The organism is Streptomyces sp. A1277 (genome assembly GCF_004795015.1).
Lineage (GTDB): Bacteria > Actinomycetota > Actinomycetes > Streptomycetales > Streptomycetaceae > Streptomyces.
This window is the reverse complement of the sequence record NZ_SSBI01000004.1, coordinates 120,035-137,697: the sequence shown is the minus strand read 5'-3', so window position 1 is coordinate 137,697 and position 17,663 is coordinate 120,035. Positions and strand designations below refer to the sequence as shown.

At 71.8% G+C, this 17,663-nt stretch carries 18 protein-coding genes; 2 read left to right on the top strand and 16 right to left on the bottom strand.

Annotated features, from left to right (window positions below; genetic code table 11):
* Positions 1-2: 2 nt before the first annotated feature.
* The 10 genes from E6R18_RS04440 to E6R18_RS04390 all read right to left on the bottom strand — a co-directional run bounded on the left by E6R18_RS04440 (position 3) and on the right by E6R18_RS04390 (position 10,740).
* Positions 3-419, bottom strand: coding sequence for an OB-fold nucleic acid binding domain-containing protein (locus E6R18_RS04440; protein WP_136315504.1), 417 nt, complete (start codon positions 417-419; stop codon positions 3-5).
* A 97-nt stretch (positions 420-516) separates the two neighbouring features.
* Positions 517-1,209 carry a response regulator gene (locus tag E6R18_RS04435; RefSeq protein WP_136315503.1) on the bottom strand — a complete coding sequence of 231 codons (693 nt, stop codon included), beginning with the start codon at positions 1,207-1,209 and terminating at the stop codon, positions 517-519.
* Positions 1,206-3,782 (bottom strand): ATP-binding protein, encoded by a 2,577-nt coding sequence (locus E6R18_RS04430; protein WP_136315502.1) that lies wholly within the window; start codon positions 3,780-3,782, stop codon positions 1,206-1,208. Before E6R18_RS04430 ends, E6R18_RS04435 begins: the two co-directional genes overlap by 4 nt.
* Positions 3,783-4,024: 242 nt before the next feature.
* Complete coding sequence (locus tag E6R18_RS04425) at positions 4,025-4,702, bottom strand: potassium-transporting ATPase subunit C (protein ID WP_136315501.1); 678 nt, start codon at positions 4,700-4,702, stop codon at positions 4,025-4,027.
* Positions 4,703-4,708: 6 nt separating this feature from the next.
* Entirely contained in the window at positions 4,709-6,763 is a 2,055-nt protein-coding gene (gene kdpB, locus E6R18_RS04420) for a potassium-transporting ATPase subunit KdpB (protein ID WP_240799585.1), read from the bottom strand.
* A 26-nt stretch (positions 6,764-6,789) separates the two neighbouring features.
* Positions 6,790-8,454, bottom strand: a complete 1,665-nt coding sequence (gene kdpA, locus E6R18_RS04415; RefSeq protein ID WP_136315499.1) for a potassium-transporting ATPase subunit KdpA — start codon at positions 8,452-8,454, stop codon at positions 6,790-6,792.
* A gap of 7 nt (positions 8,455-8,461) precedes the next feature.
* The gene (gene kdpF / locus E6R18_RS04410; RefSeq protein ID WP_136315498.1) at positions 8,462-8,551 is read right to left on the bottom strand and encodes a K(+)-transporting ATPase subunit F; all 90 of its coding nucleotides are present in this window, start codon (positions 8,549-8,551) and stop codon (positions 8,462-8,464) included.
* A 305-nt stretch (positions 8,552-8,856) separates the two neighbouring features.
* Positions 8,857-9,621, bottom strand: coding sequence for a DUF3710 domain-containing protein (locus tag E6R18_RS04400; RefSeq protein ID WP_136315496.1), 765 nt, complete (start codon positions 9,619-9,621; stop codon positions 8,857-8,859).
* Between the two features lies 1 nt (position 9,622).
* The gene (dut, locus tag E6R18_RS04395) at positions 9,623-10,156 is read right to left on the bottom strand and encodes a dUTP diphosphatase (protein WP_136315495.1); all 534 of its coding nucleotides are present in this window, start codon (positions 10,154-10,156) and stop codon (positions 9,623-9,625) included.
* Positions 10,156-10,740 (bottom strand): PaaI family thioesterase, encoded by a 585-nt coding sequence (locus E6R18_RS04390; RefSeq protein ID WP_136315494.1) that lies wholly within the window; start codon positions 10,738-10,740, stop codon positions 10,156-10,158. Before E6R18_RS04390 ends, dut begins: the two co-directional genes overlap by 1 nt.
* A gap of 58 nt (positions 10,741-10,798) precedes the next feature.
* Here E6R18_RS04390 and E6R18_RS04385 point away from each other — a divergent pair, with 58 nt between their 5' ends.
* Positions 10,799-11,257 carry a DUF3093 domain-containing protein gene (locus tag E6R18_RS04385; protein ID WP_136315493.1) on the top strand — a complete coding sequence of 153 codons (459 nt, stop codon included), beginning with the start codon at positions 10,799-10,801 and terminating at the stop codon, positions 11,255-11,257.
* 14 nt (positions 11,258-11,271) lie between these two features.
* On the opposite strand, the gene E6R18_RS04380 is transcribed toward E6R18_RS04385, so the two are convergent.
* The 4 genes from E6R18_RS04380 to E6R18_RS04365 all read right to left on the bottom strand — a co-directional run bounded on the left by E6R18_RS04380 (position 11,272) and on the right by E6R18_RS04365 (position 14,845).
* A complete protein-coding gene (locus tag E6R18_RS04380) occupies positions 11,272-12,234 on the bottom strand; it encodes a hypothetical protein (RefSeq protein WP_136315492.1) in 963 nt (320 codons plus the stop codon).
* Between the two features lie 13 nt (positions 12,235-12,247).
* Positions 12,248-12,544, bottom strand: coding sequence for a DUF4193 domain-containing protein (locus E6R18_RS04375; RefSeq protein WP_003965732.1), 297 nt, complete (start codon positions 12,542-12,544; stop codon positions 12,248-12,250).
* A gap of 406 nt (positions 12,545-12,950) precedes the next feature.
* Positions 12,951-14,186 carry an ATP-binding protein gene (locus tag E6R18_RS04370; RefSeq protein ID WP_136315491.1) on the bottom strand — a complete coding sequence of 412 codons (1,236 nt, stop codon included), beginning with the start codon at positions 14,184-14,186 and terminating at the stop codon, positions 12,951-12,953.
* 5 nt (positions 14,187-14,191) lie between these two features.
* Entirely contained in the window at positions 14,192-14,845 is a 654-nt protein-coding gene (locus E6R18_RS04365; RefSeq protein WP_018520588.1) for a response regulator transcription factor, read from the bottom strand.
* A gap of 381 nt (positions 14,846-15,226) precedes the next feature.
* Here E6R18_RS04365 and E6R18_RS33945 point away from each other — a divergent pair, with 381 nt between their 5' ends.
* Positions 15,227-15,403 (top strand): hypothetical protein, encoded by a 177-nt coding sequence (locus E6R18_RS33945; protein ID WP_168712273.1) that lies wholly within the window; start codon positions 15,227-15,229, stop codon positions 15,401-15,403.
* A 103-nt stretch (positions 15,404-15,506) separates the two neighbouring features.
* On the opposite strand, the gene E6R18_RS04360 is transcribed toward E6R18_RS33945, so the two are convergent.
* Together E6R18_RS04360 and E6R18_RS04355 are read right to left on the bottom strand one after the other, a co-directional pair.
* Positions 15,507-16,289 carry an inositol monophosphatase gene (locus E6R18_RS04360; RefSeq protein ID WP_240799592.1) on the bottom strand — a complete coding sequence of 261 codons (783 nt, stop codon included), beginning with the start codon at positions 16,287-16,289 and terminating at the stop codon, positions 15,507-15,509.
* A gap of 85 nt (positions 16,290-16,374) precedes the next feature.
* Complete coding sequence (locus E6R18_RS04355; protein ID WP_136315489.1) at positions 16,375-17,502, bottom strand: ferrochelatase; 1,128 nt, start codon at positions 17,500-17,502, stop codon at positions 16,375-16,377.
* Positions 17,503-17,663 lie beyond the last annotated feature (161 nt).

Here is a 17,663-nt window from a genome sequence, read left to right as displayed (position 1 = left end):
GGCTACTCCTTGCCGAGCGGTCGGAGTTCGTATTTGGGATTGAACAGCACCCGGCGGCCGTGGCTCATGGCGATCCGGCCGGAGGCGATGAGCCTGCGGCCCGGCTCTATGCCCACGATGGAGCGGCGGCCGAGCCAGACCACGTCGAGCGGTGCGGTGCCGTCGAAGAGCTCCGCCTCCAGGGCGGGCACTCCGGCGCGCGGCCGCAGGGTGACCGTCCGCAAGGTACCAGTGACCTTCACGATCTGGCGGTCGGTGCATTCGGAGATCCGGGTGCAGCCCGACGCCTGCGACTCCTCCGCCAGCTCCTCGCACTCCAGGTCTTCCTGGGAGCTGGAAAGCCGGTCGAGCATCCGCCGGAAGCGCCCGGACGGCCGGTCGGCCTTGTGGGGCTTCTCGAATCGAGGAACAGCACTCATACCCGAAGGGTACCGGTCCTGCGAGGTCATGGCGGGTGGCCGCCGTCTCACTCGAACTCACTCGAAGGGGGGACGCGATCGCGCCCGGCCGCCGGTTTCAGGCGCGTTCGAAGCGGTAACCCATGCCGGGCTCGGTGACGAAGTGGCGGGGGTGGGAGGGGTCGGCCTCCAGCTTGCGCCGCAGCTGGGCCATGTAGACGCGCAGGTAGTTGGTCTCGGTGCCGTACGACGGGCCCCAGACCTCCTGGAGCAGCCGGCGCTGGCTGACGAGCCGGCCGCCGTTGCGGACCAGGACCTCCAGCAGGTGCCACTCGGTGGGGGTGAGCCGTACGTCGCGGCCGTCGCGGTGGACCTTCTTGGCGGCGAGGTCGACGGTGAAGCCCTCGGTCTCCACGATCACGACCTCGTCGCCGCCGTCCTGGCCCACGGGCTCGGCGCGGCGCACCGCCGCCCGCAACCGGGCCAGCAGTTCGTCCATGCCGAACGGCTTGGTCACGTAGTCGTCCGCGCCCGCGTCCAGCGCCTCGACCTTCTCGTCGGAGCTGTGCCGGGCCGAGAGCACCAGGATCGGCACCCGGGTCCAGCCGCGCAGGCCCCTGATCACGTCGACGCCGTCCATGTCGGGCAGCCCGAGGTCCAGGACGACGACGTCGGGGTGGCGGGCGGCGGCGAGCTGGAGGGCGGTGGCCCCGTCGGGCGCGGCGTCCACCTCGTACGTGCGCGCCTTCAGGTTGATCACGAGGGCGCGCACGATCTGCGGCTCGTCGTCGACCACTAGCACCCGGGTCATCGAGGTCCTGCCTTTCTGCTGTGCGTGGGTCCTGTCAGGAGTGCGGTGTCGTCCGCGCGGGGCACGGGGGCGTGGCCCGGGGCGGCCCGGAGGGTCAGGACCATGGTGAGGCCGCCGCCGGGGGTGTCCTCGGCGTCGAGCGTGCCCCCCATGGCCTCGGCGAATCCGCGGGCCACCGCGAGGCCGAGGCCCACTCCGGCGCCGCGCGGGGCGTCGCCGTAGCGCTGGAAGGGTTCGAAGATGCGCTCCTTGCCCTCGTCGGGGACGCCGCGGCCGCGGTCGGCGACCCGGAGTTCGACGCGGGTGCCGAGCGCGCTGGCGGCGACGGTGACGCGGTCGCCCTCGGGGCTGTACTTGACGGCGTTCTCGACGATGTTGGCGACGGCCCGCTCCAGGAGCCCGGGGTCGACGGCGACCATGGGCAGCGTCTCGGGGATGTCCAGGTCGACGCTGTCCTCGGGGACGCCGCCCAGGGCCATGGGCACCACCTCGTCCAGGTCGATCTCCCGGATCAGCGGGGTGACGGTGCCGGTCTGGAGGCGGGACATGTCGAGGAGGTTGCCGACGAGGTGGTCGAGGCGGTCGGCGCCGGCCTCGATGCCTTCGAGGAATTCCGCCTCGTCGTCGTCGGACCAGGCGACGTCGTCGGAGCGCAGGGAGCTGACGGCGGCCTTGATGGCGGCGAGCGGGGTGCGCAGGTCGTGGCTGACGGCGGCCAGCAGCGCGGTCCTGATCCGGTTGCCCTCGGCGAGCCTGCGGGCCTCCTCCGCCTCGTCCACCAGGCGCTGGCGGTCCAGGACGACGGCGGCCTGGGCGGCGAAGGCGCCGAGCACCCGGCGGTCCTCGGCGGGCAGCACCCGGCCGGACAGGGCCAGGGCCATGTGGTCGCCGACGGGCATGTCCACGTCGGCGTCCTCGGGGCGGGCAACCGGTGCCGGGCCGACGCTCCCGGCGCACGTCCACGGGTCGACGTCGCTCTGCCGCTCCAGCAGGGCGACGGACCCCATGCCGAAGGTCTCGCGGACCCGGTCCAGGAGCGCGGCGAGTGTGGTCTCGCCGCGCAGCACGCTGCCGGCCAGGAACGACAGGATCTCGGACTCCGCGCGCAGCCGGGCTGCCTGATGGGTGCGGCGGGCCGCCAGGTCCACGACGGAGGCCACCGCGACCGCCACCGCGAAGAAGATCACGATGGCGACGAAGTTCTCCGGGTCCTGGACGGTGAGGGTGTGGGTGGGCGGGGTGAACCAGTAGTTCAGCAGCAGTGAGCCGGCGGCGGCCGAGGCGAGGGCGGGCAGCAGTCCGCCGATCAGGGCGGCGGCGACGGTCATGAAGAGGAAGAGCAGGACGTCGTTGGCGAGCCCGGGGCCGGACTCCAGGGCCTTGAGGAGCACGGCGAGGAGGACGGGACCGCCGACGCCGACCCCCCAGCCCCAGATGATGCGGGCCCGGCCGAGCCGGGCGCCGCGGGCGATGGGCAGGCCCCGGCCCTTGGCGACCTCGTCGTGGGTGACGATGTGGACGTCGAGGTCGGGGCCGGACTCGCGGGCGACGGTGGCGCCGACGCCCGGGCCGTAGATGTACTGCCATGCCTTGCGGCGGCTGGAGCCGAGGACGATCTGCGTGGCGTTGACACCCCGGGCGAAGGCGAGGAGTGCGGAGGGGATGTCGTCGCCGATGACGTGGTGGAAGGTGCCGCCCAGGTCCTCGACCAGGGTGCGCTGGACGGCCAGCTCCTTGGGCGAGGCGGAGGTGAGTCCGTCGCTGCGGGCGATGTAGACGGCGAGGATCTCGCTGCCCGAGCCCTTGGCCGCCATCCGGGAGGCGCGGCGGATGAGGGTGCGGCCCTCGGGGCCCCCGGTGAGGCCGACGACGATGCGTTCGCGGGCCTGCCAGGTGGTGCGGATGTTGTGCTCGCCCCGGTACTGCTGGAGGTATTCGTCCACCCGGTCGGCGACCCAGAGGAGGGCCAGTTCGCGCAGGGCGGTGAGGTTGCCGGGGCGGAAGTAGTTGGACAGGGAGGCGTCGATCCGGTCCGGTTTGTAGATGTTGCCGTGGGCCATGCGGCGGCGCAGCGCCTGGGGCGACATGTCGACCAGTTCCAGCTGGTCGGCGCGGCGGACCACTTCGTCGGGCACGGTCTCGCGCTGGCGTACGCCGGTTATGGACTCGACCACGTCGCCGAGGGATTCCAGGTGCTGGATGTTGACGGTGGAGACGACGTCGATGCCGGCCTGGAGGAGTTCCTCGACGTCCTGCCAGCGCTTGGCGTTGCGGGAGCCCGGCACGTTGGTGTGGGCGAGCTCGTCCACCAGGGCGACGGCCGGGGCGCGCTCCAGGACGGCGTCGACGTCCATTTCGGTGAAGAGGGCCGCGCGGTGCTCGATCGCGCGGCGCGGGACCTGTTCGAGGCCGTTCAGCATGGTCTCGGTGCGCGGGCGGTCGTGGTGCTCGACGAAGCCGATGACGCAGTCGGTGCCCCGCTCGACACGTCGGTGCGCCTCGGCGAGCATCGCGTACGTCTTGCCGACGCCGGGTGCCGCACCGAGGTAGATCCGAAGTTTGCCGCGCGCCATGGCCCCATTGTCTTCCGAAACCGGCGGCTGCCGACGTGGCAGCCCGTGGTCGAAACTACCCTGCGAATTTCCGGCATATCGGGCGGGGGTGGGGAAACGGCGGGAATTGACGCAACCCTGATACGGCACCCCGGCCGCCACCGCGCGGACGGTCGGTGCGGCCGCCGGTAGGTGCGGGTGGTACGGGACCGGGCCGTGCCCGGGTGCGGCCGCGGCGGCCGGACCCGGGCGCGGCGCACCGGTCAGCGCGTCACGGCGCCGCCCACCAGCTGCCGCAGCGCGAGGTTGAGCCGCAGGACGTTGACGCGGGGTTCCCCGATGAAGCCGAGGACGCGCCCGTCGATGTGCCGCTCGACCAGCTCGGCGACCCGGCCGGCCGCGAGGTGGTTGCGTGCGGCGACGCGGCGGACCTGGAGGTGCGCGTACTCCGGGGAGATGTCCGGGTCCAGTCCGGAGCCGGACGAGGTGACGGCGTCGGCCGGCACGTCGGCGGGCTCGACCGGGTGCCCGGGGACCGAGTTGTCCCGGACGACGGCGGCCTTGGCGGCGGTGACCCGGTCGATGAGGTCCGCGTTGTCCCCGGAGAGGTTGGTCGCGCCGGAGACGAGCAGTGCGTACCGGGTGTTGAGGGTGTTGGTGCCGAGGCCGTGGGAGGGGCGCGGCTGGAACCATCTGAGGTCGGGGGCGGCGCTCTTGCCGCCCTCCTCGGCCGGCAGGTCGTAGCGCTGGCCGATGAGGGCGGAGCCCACCACCTCGCCGTCGGCGGTGATCTCGGAGCCGCCCGCGCGGCCGGGCATGAGCGCCTGGGCGACGCCGGTGACGGCGAGCGGGTAGAGGACGCCGCACACCAGGGTGAGGGCGAGCAGGGCGCGCAGGGCGGCCCAGAGCTGCCGGGCGGGGCTGCGTACGGATGAGTTCATGGCGGGTCAGCCGATTCCGGGGACGAGGGAGAGGAGCAGGTCGATGAGCTTGATGCCGGCGAACGGGGCGATCAGCCCGCCGATGCCGTAGACGGCGAGGTTGCGCCGGAGCATGGCCGCGGCGCCGCCGGGCCGGTAGCGGACGCCCCTGAGGGCCAGCGGGACGAGCGCGACGATGATCAGGGCGTTGAAGATCACGGCGGCGAGGATCGCGGAGCGGGGCGAGGACAGGCCCATGATGTTGAGCTTGTCCAGGCCCGGATAGACCGCGGCGAACATCGCGGGGATGATCGCGAAGTACTTCGCGACGTCGTTGGCGAGCGAGAACGTGGTCAGCGCGCCGCGCGTGATCAGCAGCTGCTTGCCGATCTCCACGATCTCGATCAGCTTGGTCGGGTCGGAGTCCAGGTCCACCATGTTCCCGGCCTCCTTGGCGGCCGAGGTCCCGGTGTTCATGGCCACGCCGACATCGGCCTGGGCGAGCGCCGGGGCGTCGTTGGTGCCGTCGCCGGTCATCGCGACGAGTCCGCCGCGGGCCTGCTCCCGCTTGATGAGGGCCATCTTGTCCTCGGGCGTGGCCTCGGCGAGGAAGTCGTCCACGCCCGCCTCCTGGGCGATGGCCTTCGCGGTCAGCGGGTTGTCGCCGGTGATCATGACCGTGCGAATGCCCATCCGGCGCAGTTCGGCGAACCGTTCGGGCATGCCCTCCTTGACGACGTCCTTGAGGTGGACGACGCCCAGGACCCGCGCCCCGCTTCCGTCGTCCACGGCCACCAGGAGCGGGGTGCCGCCCGCGCCGGCGATGCGGTCGGTGAGCGCCCGGGCCTCGTCCGGGACGCTGCCGCCTCGCTCCTTCACCCAGGCCAGGACGGACCCGGCGGCGCCCTTGCGGACCTTGCGCCCCTCGGTGTCCACGCCCGACATCCGGGTGCGGGCGGTGAAGGCGATCCAGGTGGCACCGGGCAGCTCGCCGGGGCGGCGTTCGCGCAGCCCGTACCGCTCCTTGGCGAGGACGGCCACGGACCGGCCCTCGGGCGTCTCGTCGGCCAGCGAGGCGAGCTGTGCGGCGTCCGCGAGCTCGGCCCCGGTGACACCGGGCAGGGGCAGCAGGTCGGTGGCGCGGCGGTTGCCGAGGGTGATGGTGCCGGTCTTGTCGAGCAGCAGTGTCGAGACGTCGCCGGCCGCCTCGACGGCCCGCCCGGACATGGCGAGGACGTTGCGCTGGACGAGCCGGTCCATGCCCGCGATGCCGATCGCGGAGAGCAGCGCGCCGATGGTGGTCGGGATCAGGCAGACCAGCAGGGCGGTCAGCACGATCATGGACTGCTCGCCGCCCGCGTGGACGGCGAAGGGCTGGAGGGTGACGACGGCGAGCAGGAAGACGACGGTGAGGGACGCCAGGAGGATGTTGAGGGCGATCTCGTTGGGCGTCTTCTGCCGGGCGGCGCCCTCGACCAGGGCGATCATCCGGTCGATGAACGTCTCGCCGGGCCTGGTGGTGATCCTGACGACGATCCGGTCGGAGAGCACCTTCGTACCGCCGGTGACCGCGCTGCGGTCGCCGCCCGACTCGCGGATGACGGGGGCCGACTCGCCGGTGATCGCGGACTCGTCGACGCCGGCCACGCCCTCGACGACGTCCCCGTCGCCGGGGACGATGTCGCCCGCCTCGCAGACCACCAGGTCGCCGACGCGCAGGCCGGTGCCCGCGACCCGCTCCTCGCGCGCCCCGGTCAGCCGGCGGGCGACGGTGTCCGTCTTCGCACGGCGCAGCGTGTCGGCCTGGGCCTTGCCGCGGCCCTCGGCGACCGCCTCCGCGAGGTTCGCGAAGAGCGTGGTCAGCCACAGCCAGCCGGTGATCGCCCAGCCGAACCAGTCGCCCGGGTCCCGCACGGCGAGCACGGTGGTGAATACGGAACCGGTCAGCACCACGAACATGACCGGTGTCCTGGCCATCACCCGCGGGTCGAGCTTGCGCACGGCGATGGGGAGCGCGGCGGTCAGGGCCTTCGGTGCGAACAGCCCGGCGCCGGCGCGCCGCCGGGGCGCGGTGGTGGGCATGGGGCGCTCCTGTCGCGTACGAGTGGTCATGACGCCAGCCCTTCGGCGAGCGGGCCCAGGGCGAGGGCCGGGAAGTAGGTCAGACCGGCGATGATCACGACGGCGGCGGCCAGCAGCCCGCTGAACAGCGGTGTGTGCGTGGCGAGGGTGCCGGCGCTGGCCGGTACGGGCCGCTGCTCGGCCAGCGAGCCGGCCAGGGCCAGGACGAACACCATGGGCAGGAACCGGCCCAGCAGCATCGCGAGCCCGATCGTGGTGTTGAACCACGGGGTGTCCGCGTTGAGCCCGGCGAAGGCCGAGCCGTTGTTGTTGGCGCCGGAGGTGTAGGCGTACAGGATCTCGGAGAAGCCGTGCGCGCCGGTGTTGGCCATCGAGGCGGGCGGGGTGGGCAGTGCGACGGCGGCGGCGGTGAAGCCGAGCACCAGGGCAGGGGTGACCAGGAGGTAGCAGGCGGCGAGTTCGATCTCGCGGGCGCCGATCTTCTTGCCCAGGTATTCGGGCGTGCGGCCGACCATCAGTCCGGCGATGAACACCGCGACGACCGCCATGATCAGCATCCCGTAGAGCCCGGAGCCGACGCCGCCCGGGGCGATCTCGCCGAGCTGCATGCCGAGCAGGGTGATGCCGCCGCCGAAACCGGTGAACGAGGAGTGGAAGGAGTTCACCGCCCCGGTCGAGGTGAGCGTGGTGGCCACCGCGAACAGGGACGAGCCCGCGACGCCGAACCGGGTCTCCTTGCCCTCCGTCGCCCCGCCCGCGATCTCGAAGGCGGGCCCGTGGTGGGCGGACTCGGTCCACATCATCAGCGCGGTGAAGCCGATCCAGAAGACGAGGGTCGTCGCGAGGATCGCGTACCCCTGCCGGACCGAGCCCGTCATGCGGCCGAAGGTGCGGGTCAGGGCGAACGGGATGACGAGGATCAGGAAGATCTCGAAGAGGTTGGACAGGCCGTCGGGGTTCTCGAAGGGGTGGGCCGCGTTGGCGTTGAAGTACCCGCCGCCGTTGGTGCCCAGCTCCTTGATGGCCTCCTGGGAGGCGACCGCGCCGCCGTTCCACTGCTGCGAACCGCCCATGAACTGCCCGACCTCGTGGATGCCGGAGAAGTTCTGGACGGCCCCGCAGGCGACCAGCACGAGCGCGCCGGCGACCGAGAGCGGGAGCAGGATGCGCACGGTCCCGCGCACGAGGTCGGCCCAGAAGTTGCCGAGCTCCCCGGTGCTGGTGGCGGCGAAACCTCGTACGAGGGCCACGGCGACGGCCATGCCGACGGCGGCGGAGACGAAGTTCTGCACGGCGAGGCCGCCGGTCTGCACGACGTGGCCCATGGCCTGCTCACCGGCGTACGACTGCCAGTTGGTGTTGGCGACGAACGAGGCGGCCGTGTTGAACGCCTGGTCGGGGCTGATCGAGGAGAAGCCGAGCGAGCCGGGCAGGGCGCCCTGGAGCCGTTGCAGCAGGTAGAGGAAGAGGACGCCGACGACGGAGAAGGCGAGGACGCCGCGCAGATAGGCGGCCCGGCGCATCTGTGTGCCGGGGTCGGCGCCGATCGCCCGGTAGATCCACCTCTCGGCCCGCAGGTGGCGGGGCGAGGTGTAGACGCGGGCCATGTGGTCGCCGAGGGGGCGGTAGGCCAGTCCCAGCGCCACGACGAGCGCGAGGAGCTGGAGTACGCCGGAGAGGACGGGGCTCATGGCGGGCTCAGAACCTCTCCGGGAAGAGGAGGGCGAGGACGAGGTAGCCCAGCAGGGCGGCGGCCACGACGAGGCCGGCCGCGTTGTCCGCGGTCACAGCCTCGCCACCCCCTTGGCGACGAGTGCCACCAGCGCGAAGACCGCGATCGTGGTGACGACGAAGGCCAGATCGGCCATCGGGTGCTCCTGGATGAGGTGTCGATGGATCGGACCTCTTGAGCAAACCGCCCGCCGACACCGCTGTGACCTGCGTTGATGCCTTCCATACGGGAACGGGCACCGCTTTGACGGCGCCTGTACGCCCCCGATACGCGGCCCGTACGCGCCGGACCCGCGCAAAAGGCCGGTGGGCCGCACCCCGGGAAGGGGTACGGCCCACCGGCCGGTGTCCGCGGGTGCGGGTCAGCGCACCTCGGTGATCTCGGGGCCGCGCTGGAGGCCGGCCATGCCACCGGAGAACTTCGAGCCCTCCTGCTCCTCCTGCTGGACGCCCTCGGGGACCATCTGGGCGTCGTTGGGGAGCTTGAGGACGATCGGGTCGCGGGGGGCCATCGGGCCCTCGCCGCGGACGACCACGGTGTCCCGGAAGACCGTCTCCAGGAGGCCGGCGGCCTCCGGCTGGACGGCGCCCTGGCCGGAGATCACTCCGCGCAGGAACCAGCGCGGGCCGTCGACGCCGACGAAGCGCACCAGCTGCACGCCGTTCGTCCCGTCGGGAAGCTGTACGGGGACCTGCGCGCGCAGCTCCCAGCCCAGCGGGCCCTCGACCTCGTCGATGATGCCGCCCTGCTGGGTGATGCCGGAGGCGATCTCCTCGCGGACCTCGCCCCAGATGCCCTCCTTCTTGGGGGCGGCGAAAGCCTGGAGCTGGATCGCGCTGTCACGCATCACGACGGTGGCCGCGACGATCGCGTCGCCGGCGACCTCCACGCGCAGCTCCATGCCCTCGACACCGGGCACGAAGACGCCGCCCAGGTCGACGCGGCCCTCGCCGGGCTGGGACACCTCGCTGACGTCCCACGGGCCGTCCGGGCGCGGCGCCGGCGGAAGGTTCGTCCGGCGCGATTCGCCCTCGGCGTCACCCTGCTCGTCGACGACCTGCTCGGCCTCGCGCGCCTCGTCCGCCGTGTCATCGGCGGAACCACTGTTCTTGCGACGTCCGAACACGTCACTGTCCTTCCCGGTCGGATTCGACCGAAGCGTAGCTGCTCCCGCCCTGGGGAACCCCGCCCCGGACGCCATCAACATCAACGGCGGCATGGCCGCCGGTGGACCCGAAGCCCCCTTCGGCCCGCGCCGAGCCGGGAAGCTCCGACACCTCGTGGAAGCGCACCTTCTCGACCTGCTGCACGACCAGTTGGGCAATCCGGTCGAACCGCTCGAACCGCACGGACTCGCGCGGGTCGAGATTGATGACGATCACCTTGATCTCTCCACGGTACCCGGCATCGACCGTCCCAGGGGCATTCACGAGGGCCACTCCGCAGCGGGCGGCGAGGCCGGATCGTGGGTGCACGAACGCGGCGTACCCGTCGGGCAGGGCGATCGAAACCCCGGTGGGCAGCACGGCCCGCTCGCCCGGCGCCAGCTCGGCCGCCTCGGTCGTCACGAGGTCGGCGCCGGCGTCGCCGGGGTGCCCGTAAGCCGGAAGGGGAACGTCCGGGTCGACCCGGCGGATCAGGACGTCGACGGGGTGGCGCATCAGGGGTTCACCTCGAAGGCACGCGCCCGCTTGACCTGGTCGGGGTCGGCCATCGCGGCCCGGATCTCGGCCGGCCGGCCGTTGTCGATGAAGTGGTCGACCTTGACCTCGATGAACAGGGCCTCGGCGCGTACCGCCACGGGCCCGTCCGGGCCGCCGATCCGGCCGGTCGCCCGGGAGTAGATCTTGCGGCCGTGCACGGCGGTGATCTCGGCGTCGAGGAACAGCACGGTGTCGACGGGGACGGGGCGCACGAAGTCGGTCTCCAGCCGTCCGGTCACCGCGATCACCCGCAGCATCCAGTTCAGCGAGCCGAGGGTCTCGTCCAGCGCGGTCGCCAGCACGCCGCCGTGCGCCAGGCCCGGGGCGCCCTGGTGGGCGGCCTGCACGGTGAACTCGGCGGTCACGCAGACGCCCTCGCCGGCCCGTGCCTGGAGGTGCAGCCCGTGCGGCTGTCCGCCGCCGCAGCCGAAACAGTGCTCGTAGTGCGCGCCGAGGAGTTCGCCGGGGGCCGGGGCGTCGGGGTGCCGGACCGGTTTCACCGCGTCGGCCGGGGGCGTCAGAGCCGCAGATGTTCCACTCACAGGCGCAGACCTTACCCGCGCGGGTACCCGCTGGTCGCGCCGTGCCAAGCTTGGAGCCATGCAGCCTTCCACCCCGCCCTTCGACGAACGTCTCACCGCCCCCCGTTCGTGGTGGCTGATCGCCGTCCTGATCGGTATCGCGTGCGCGCTGATGCTGCTGCCGCTGGGCACCCTGCCGCTGCTCGCCGGTCTGGCGGGCGGCACGGTCCTGTCGGCGGTCGCGGTGAGCTCGTACGGCTCCGCCCGCATCCGGGTGGTGGCGGGTGCGCTCGTCGCCGGCGACGCCCGGATTCCGGTCTCGGCGCTCGGCCGGGCCGAGGCGCTGGACGCCGAGGAGGCGCGCGCCTGGCGCACGTTCAAGGCGGACACCCGGGCCTTCATGCTGCTGCGCAGCTACATCCCGACGGCCGTCCGGGTGGAGGTCACCGATCCCGAGGACCCGACCCCGTACGTCTACCTGTCGACCCGCGACCCGCAGGCACTGGTGGCCGCGCTGAACGCGGCGGTCCGGGCGTAACTAATGCCGCGGCACTAGGCCGTGTCCGGCCCCTCGTGGGACGGCGGCTGTTCCAGCGGGGGCAGCTCGGGGAGGCGGTCCCAGGGGATCTGCTTCTTGCGCAGGTCCTTCCTGATGTGCGCGGCGAGCTTCCTGGTGTCGCGCCGGTTCATCATCGCGCCGACCGCGGCACCGATCAGGAACGGGATGAGGTTCGGCAGATCGCGCACGGTGCGCTTCATGATCTGCCGGCGCAGCTCGCGCTTCATGTGGCCGCCCAGCGCCGCGTCGACCGTGGTCGGCTGCAGGACGTCGATGCCGCGTTCCTGCGTCCAGGAGGTGAGGTAGGCGGTGGAGCGCCGGCCGACACCGCCCGGGGGCCGCAGGCCGTACACCTCGTGCAGTTCGGCGACGAGCTTCAGCTCGATCGCGGCGACGCCGGTGAGGTCCGCGGCCAGCTCGGCGAGCATGGCGGGCGGTACGGGCATCATGGCCGTCGCGCCGATTCCGGCGCCGACGGTGGCGGTCGCGCGGCTCGCGCCGGCGACGAGCCGGTCTGCGATCTCCTCCGGCCCGAGGCCGGGAAAGTGCTTGCGCAGGGTGTCGAGGTCGCGCACAGGGACGCGGGGAGCGATGGCGATGATCAGGTCCGCGATACGACCGATCGTCGCCCTGGCGCTCTCCCCGCCCTTGCGTACGCCCCGTTTCACTGCATTCAGACGGCCTGCCCCGGTCACGGGCTCCGTCCTGTCGACCTGTTCGGCCCCATCGGCCGTGTCGACTCCGGCAGCCTCGCGCACTGCCTCGGCTGCCACTTCCGCTGCTTCGAGCGAGGCCGCCAGGCCCCGCTCGTCGTCCTGTCCGTCCGGCGAGGGTGGCAGGGCGGACCGCTCGGCAGACGCTGACGCGCCTTCTGCCGGGCCTGTACCGCCCTGTTGCGCCTCCGACGACTTCTTGCCCCAGGGGCGCCGCTTGCGGAACGGTGTGTCCCCTGCCACGGCCGACCGGACCTCAGTCGCAGTCGCGGCAGATGGGCTGGCCGTTCTTCTCGCGGGCCAGCTGGCTGCGGTGGTGCACGAGGAAGCAGCTCATGCAGGTGAACTCATCGGCCTGCTTGGGCAGGACCCGTACGGCCAGCTCCTCGTTGGACAGGTCTGCGCCGGGCAGCTCCAGTCCTTCGGCCGCGTCGAACTCGTCGACGTCGACGGCGGATGCCGTCTTGTCGCTCCGGCGCGCCTTCAGCTCTTCAAGGCTGTCCTGATCGACGTCGTCGTCGGTCTTGCGTGGGGTGTCGTAATCCGTTGCCATGTCGCTCTCCCCCTCTGGGTGTCTGCGGTGTCTCAGCGCTCGTAACGCGTGAGAGGCCGGACTTGTGCCCGACCTGAGGCGGAGATTTTGCCTCACATCAAGGTCTGTTACTCAATCGACACCCAAAAGGACCGCTCGAGAGTGATCGGCTTGGGTGGCGATGGGGACCGTACACGGTCCCGGCGGCGGCCTTCGCAGGCGCCACCCCGTGTACTTCCCGTGATGTCTACCCCCGAAAACCCAGCGATTCGCCGGATTTCCGGTGGGTTCCCTGGTCACGGAGCGTGGACAGGGCGTTATTCGCTTCTGTGATCGATCACACATGGACTTTCCGGGATCAGGTCCCAAAAATTCCGCTCAAAGCGAACAAAAAAATAATCGGTGTTCGAACGGCTCATCCCGTCGGTCAGACAGGCAGTGAGACACGCATCACAAGACCACCGCCTTCGCGGGGCTCGGCGATGATACGGCCTCCGTGGGCGCGCGCGACGGACCGCGCGATCGACAGACCGAGCCCGACCCCCTTGTCGCTGCCCGTGCGCTCGGTACGCAGCCGCCTGAAGGGCTCGAAGAGGTTGTCGATCTCGTAGGCGGGCACCACGGGGCCCGTGTTCGCGACGACGAGCACGGCCTGCCCCGGCAGGAGCTCGGTGCTCACCTCCACCCAGCCGTCCTCCGGCACGTTGTAGCGCACGGCGTTCTGTACGAGGTTGAGCGCGATGCGCTCCAGCAGGACGCCGTTGCCCTGGACGACCGCGGGGGCCAGCTCCACGCGCATCTCCACGCCCTTGGCCTCCGCCTCCCCGCGTGCCTGGTCGACGGCGCGCGAGGCGACCTCGGCGAGGTCGACGGGTTTGCGCTCGACGATCTGGTTGTCGCTGCGGGCCAGCAGCAGCAGGCCCTCGACCAGCTGCTCACTGCGCTCGTTGGTGGCCAGCAGCGTCTTGCCGAGCTGCTGGAGCTCGGACGGCGCCTGCGGATCGGAGAGGTGGACCTCCAGCAGGGTGCGGTTGATCGCGAGCGGGGTGCGCAGCTCGTGCGAGGCGTTCCCCACGAACCGCTGCTGCGCGGTGAAGGCACGCTCCAGGCGGTCCAGCATGTCGTCGAAGGTGTCGGACAGCTCCTTGAGCTCGTCGTCCGGGCCGTCCAGCTCGATGCGCCTGGACAGGTCCGTACCGGCCACCCGGCGGGCGATGCGGGTGATCCGGCCCAGCGGCGAGAGCACCCGTCCCGCCATCGCGTAACCGAAGGCGAAGGCGATGACGCTCAGGCCCACCAGGGCCAGCAGCGAGCGGTTGAGCAGCGTATCCAGGGCCTGCTGGCGCTGGTGGTTGACGCATGAGTTCATCGCCGCGTTCACTGCGCTGGGCGAGGTGCCCTCCTCCAGCAGATTGCAGACGTCGCTGGACACGTGCCCGTCGACGATCTTGAACGGCAGCTCGCTGCCCACGTGCAGGGCCTGGGCGGCCAGCATGTAGATGATCGACAGCAGCAGGATGCCCGCGATCAGGAACATGCCGCCGTACAGCAGGGTGAGCCGTATCCGGATGGTCGGGCGCAGCCAGGGGTACGGGGGCTCCTGCGGCTTGGGCTCCCAGGTGGGTTTGGGGGGCGCCGCCACGGGCGGCGGTACGGCGGGCACCGGCCTCAGATCCGATAGCCGGAGCCGGGCACGGTGACGATCACCGGGGGCTCGCCGAGCTTGCGGCGCAGGGTCATGACGGTGACCCGGACGACATTGGTGAACGGGTCGGTGTTCTCGTCCCATGCCTTCTCCAGGAGCTGCTCCGCCGAGACGACGGCGCCCTCGCTGCGCATCAGGACCTCCAGGACGGCGAACTCCTTGGGCGCGAGCTGGACCTCCTGGTCGCCCCGGAACACCTCGCGGCGGTTGGGGTCGAGCTTGATGCCGGCCCGTTCCAGGACCGGCGGCAGGGCGACGGTCGTACGGCGGCCGAGCGCCCGGACCCGGGCGGTCAGCTCGCTGAAGGCGAAGGGCTTGGGCAGATAGTCGTCGGCACCCAGCTCAAGCCCCTCCACACGGTCGCTGACGTCCCCGGATGCGGTGAGCATGAGCACCCGGGTGGGCATGCCCAGCTCGACGATCCGGCGGCACACGTCGTCGCCGTGGACCAGGGGGAGGTCGCGGTCCAGCACCACGACGTCGTAGTCGTTGACCTCGATGCGCTCCACGGCCGCGGCGCCGTCGTACACGACATCGACGGCCATGGCCTCGCGGCGCAATCCGGTGGCCACCGCATCGGCGAGCAGTTGCTCGTCCTCCACGACGAGTACGCGCACGGCGCTTCCTTCCTTAGAACTTCGCAAGCGGTCTTCACCACGGGCCTCACGGCGTCCGGAACGGGCCGGTCGCCCGTGCCGCGGGCGTGCCCCGGCACACCCCGTGCGGCTCCATCCTGCCCGGAACGCGTATAAACCGGCGGTAAGACGGTGCGGTCCGACCTGCGGCTTCGAGGAAACAACGGGATTTTTGGGCCAGTTGAGGTTTCTCTGAGGTTCGAGCTGGGGAGGACGCATTCACACCCCGCGATCACGTCTTTTATGTGGCGTGCCACAGGCCCCTCCGTCCCCGGAGAGTGCGTGATCACCCGCCCTACCGCCTCGGCGGAGGGAAATCCGGGCACACCCCCGTGCCACCGACCCACGATGAGGGGGCGCTTCATGGACGCTTTCACCGCAGGTCTGCTGCAACGCATCAGGACCACCGAGTCCGATCTCACGAAAGCACGCGAGACGGGCGACGATTTCCTCGCGGACGTCGAGCAGAGCGAACTCGACGACCTTCATCGCCTCGCCGCCGAGCACGGTGTTCAGATCAGCACGGCGACGAACGCCTGACCCGACTCCAGAGGGCCCCGCGGCTGCCTTACGGCGCTGCGGGGCCCTCGTGGTGCCCGGGGCCCGTCAGGGGGCGTGCAGGTGCCCCCTGACGCGCCAGGGGTCAGTCGTGCCAGGCGCCCAGCTCCTCCAGGAGGGTCTGGAGGGGTTCGAAGACGCCGGGGGACGCGGCCACCGTCAGGTCCCCGCCTGCGGGGACGCCGGGGCGTCCCCCGGTGCGGGCGCCCGCCTCCCGGGCGATGAGGTCGCCCGCGGCCAGGTCCCACGGGTGCAGGCCGCGCTCGTAGTAGCCGTCGAGCCGGCCCGCGGCCACGTCGCAGAGGTCGATCGCGGCCGAGCCGCCGCGCCGGATGTCGCGCAGCCTCGGGATCAGCTCGCGCGCCACCTCGGCCTGGTGCGTCCGGACGCTCGCGACGTAGTTGAAGCCGGTCGACACCAGTGCCTCGTCCAGTGGCGCGGCGGGGCGGCAGCGCAGCCTGACCGGGTCGTCCCCGTACGCCCCGCCGGTGACGTACGCGCCGCCGCCGCGCACCGCGTGGTACGTCTCGCCGCGCATCGGGGCCGCCACCACCCCGGCGACCCGCTCGCCGTGCAGTTCCACGCCGATGGAGACGGCCCAGGTCGGCAGCCCGTAGAGATAGTTCACCGTGCCGTCGAGCGGGTCGATCACCCAGCGCACGCCGCTCCTGCCCTCGGCGGTGGCGCCCTCCTCGCCGAGGAAGCCGTCGTAGGGGCGGCGCTCGGCCAGGTATCCGGTGATCAGCTTCTCGGCGGCGATGTCCATCTCGGTGACGACGTCCACCGGGCTGGACTTGGTCGCGGCAACGCCGAGGTGGGCGGGGCGCCCGTCGCGCAGCAGCCGGCCGGCCAGCTCCGCGGCTTCCATGGCGAGATCGAGCAGTGAGTACGACACGTCGAGGGGGTCGGTCACGGCGCTCCCAAAGGGGTGAGAAGGGCGGGGTCGGTCACTACTACGCGTAGGGGCTGTCGGCGCCCGCGGCGGCGGGCTCGGGGGCCCGGGCCGGGCAGCAGCCCACCGGGCACAGGTCGTGGCTCGCGCCGAGCGTGCCGAGCGCGCACCGCTGCGGCGGGGGGCCCTGTTCGGCGGCGGCCCGTTCGAGGACGAGGTCGCGCACGGCCGCGGCGAACCTCGGGTCGGCGCCGACCGTGGCGGACCGGCGCACCGGCAGGCCGAGCTCCGCGGCCTTGGCGGTGGCCTCGGTGTCGAGGTCGTACAGGACCTCCATGTGGTCCGACACGAAGCCGATGGGCGCCATCACCACGGCCGGCACGCCCTCGCCGTGGAGCGCTTCGAGGTGGTCGCAGATGTCGGGTTCCAGCCAGGGGATGTGCGGGGCGCCGCTGCGCGACTGGTAGACGAGCTGCCAGGGGTACGCCACACCGGTGCGCTCGCGCACCGCGTCGACGATCAGCCGGGCGACGTCCAGGTGCTCGGCGACATAGGCGCCGCCGTCGCCGTGCGCCTCCACGGGGCCGGAGGTGTCGGCCGCCGAGAGGGGGATGGAGTGCGTGGTGAAGGCCAGGTGCGCTCCCGTGCGCACGTCGTCGGGCAGGTCCGCCAGCGAGGCGAGGACGCCCTCCACCATGGGCTCCACGAAACCGGGGTGGTTGAAGTAGTGCCGCAGTTTGTCCACGCGCGGCACGGGAAGACCCTCGGCCTCCAGGGCGGCCAGCGACTCGGCGAGGTTCTCGCGGTACTGCCGGCAGCCGGAGTACGAGGCGTAGGCGCTGGTCGCCAGGACGGCGATGCGGCGGCGGCCGTCGGTGACCATCTCGCGCAGTGTGTCGGTGAGGTACGGGGCCCAGTTGCGATTGCCCCAGTACACCGGCAGATCAAGCCCGTGCTCGGAGAAGTCCTTGCGCAGCGCGTCGAGCAGGGCCCTGTTCTGGGCGTTGATCGGGCTGACGCCCCCGAACAGGAAGTAGTGCTTGCCGACCTCCTTGAGCCGCTCCTCGGGGATTCCCCGGCCGCGGGTCACGTTCGCGAGGAACGGGACCACGTCGTCCGGGCCTTCGGGGCCGCCGAAGGAGAGCAGCAGCAGGGCGTCGTAGGGGGCGGGATCGCGCAGATCGGACATGGCATCGATCCTGCCACCCGCGCCTGCCGCCGGTCCCACCGACATCCGGACCGGGTCCTCGGCCGGGCCGCGCGAGGGCTGTGACGGGCGCCGGACGTGTGTCCGGGGGCCGTGAGTATGATCCCCCTCCAACCGGCCGGTAACCCGTCGTTCCGTCCGGG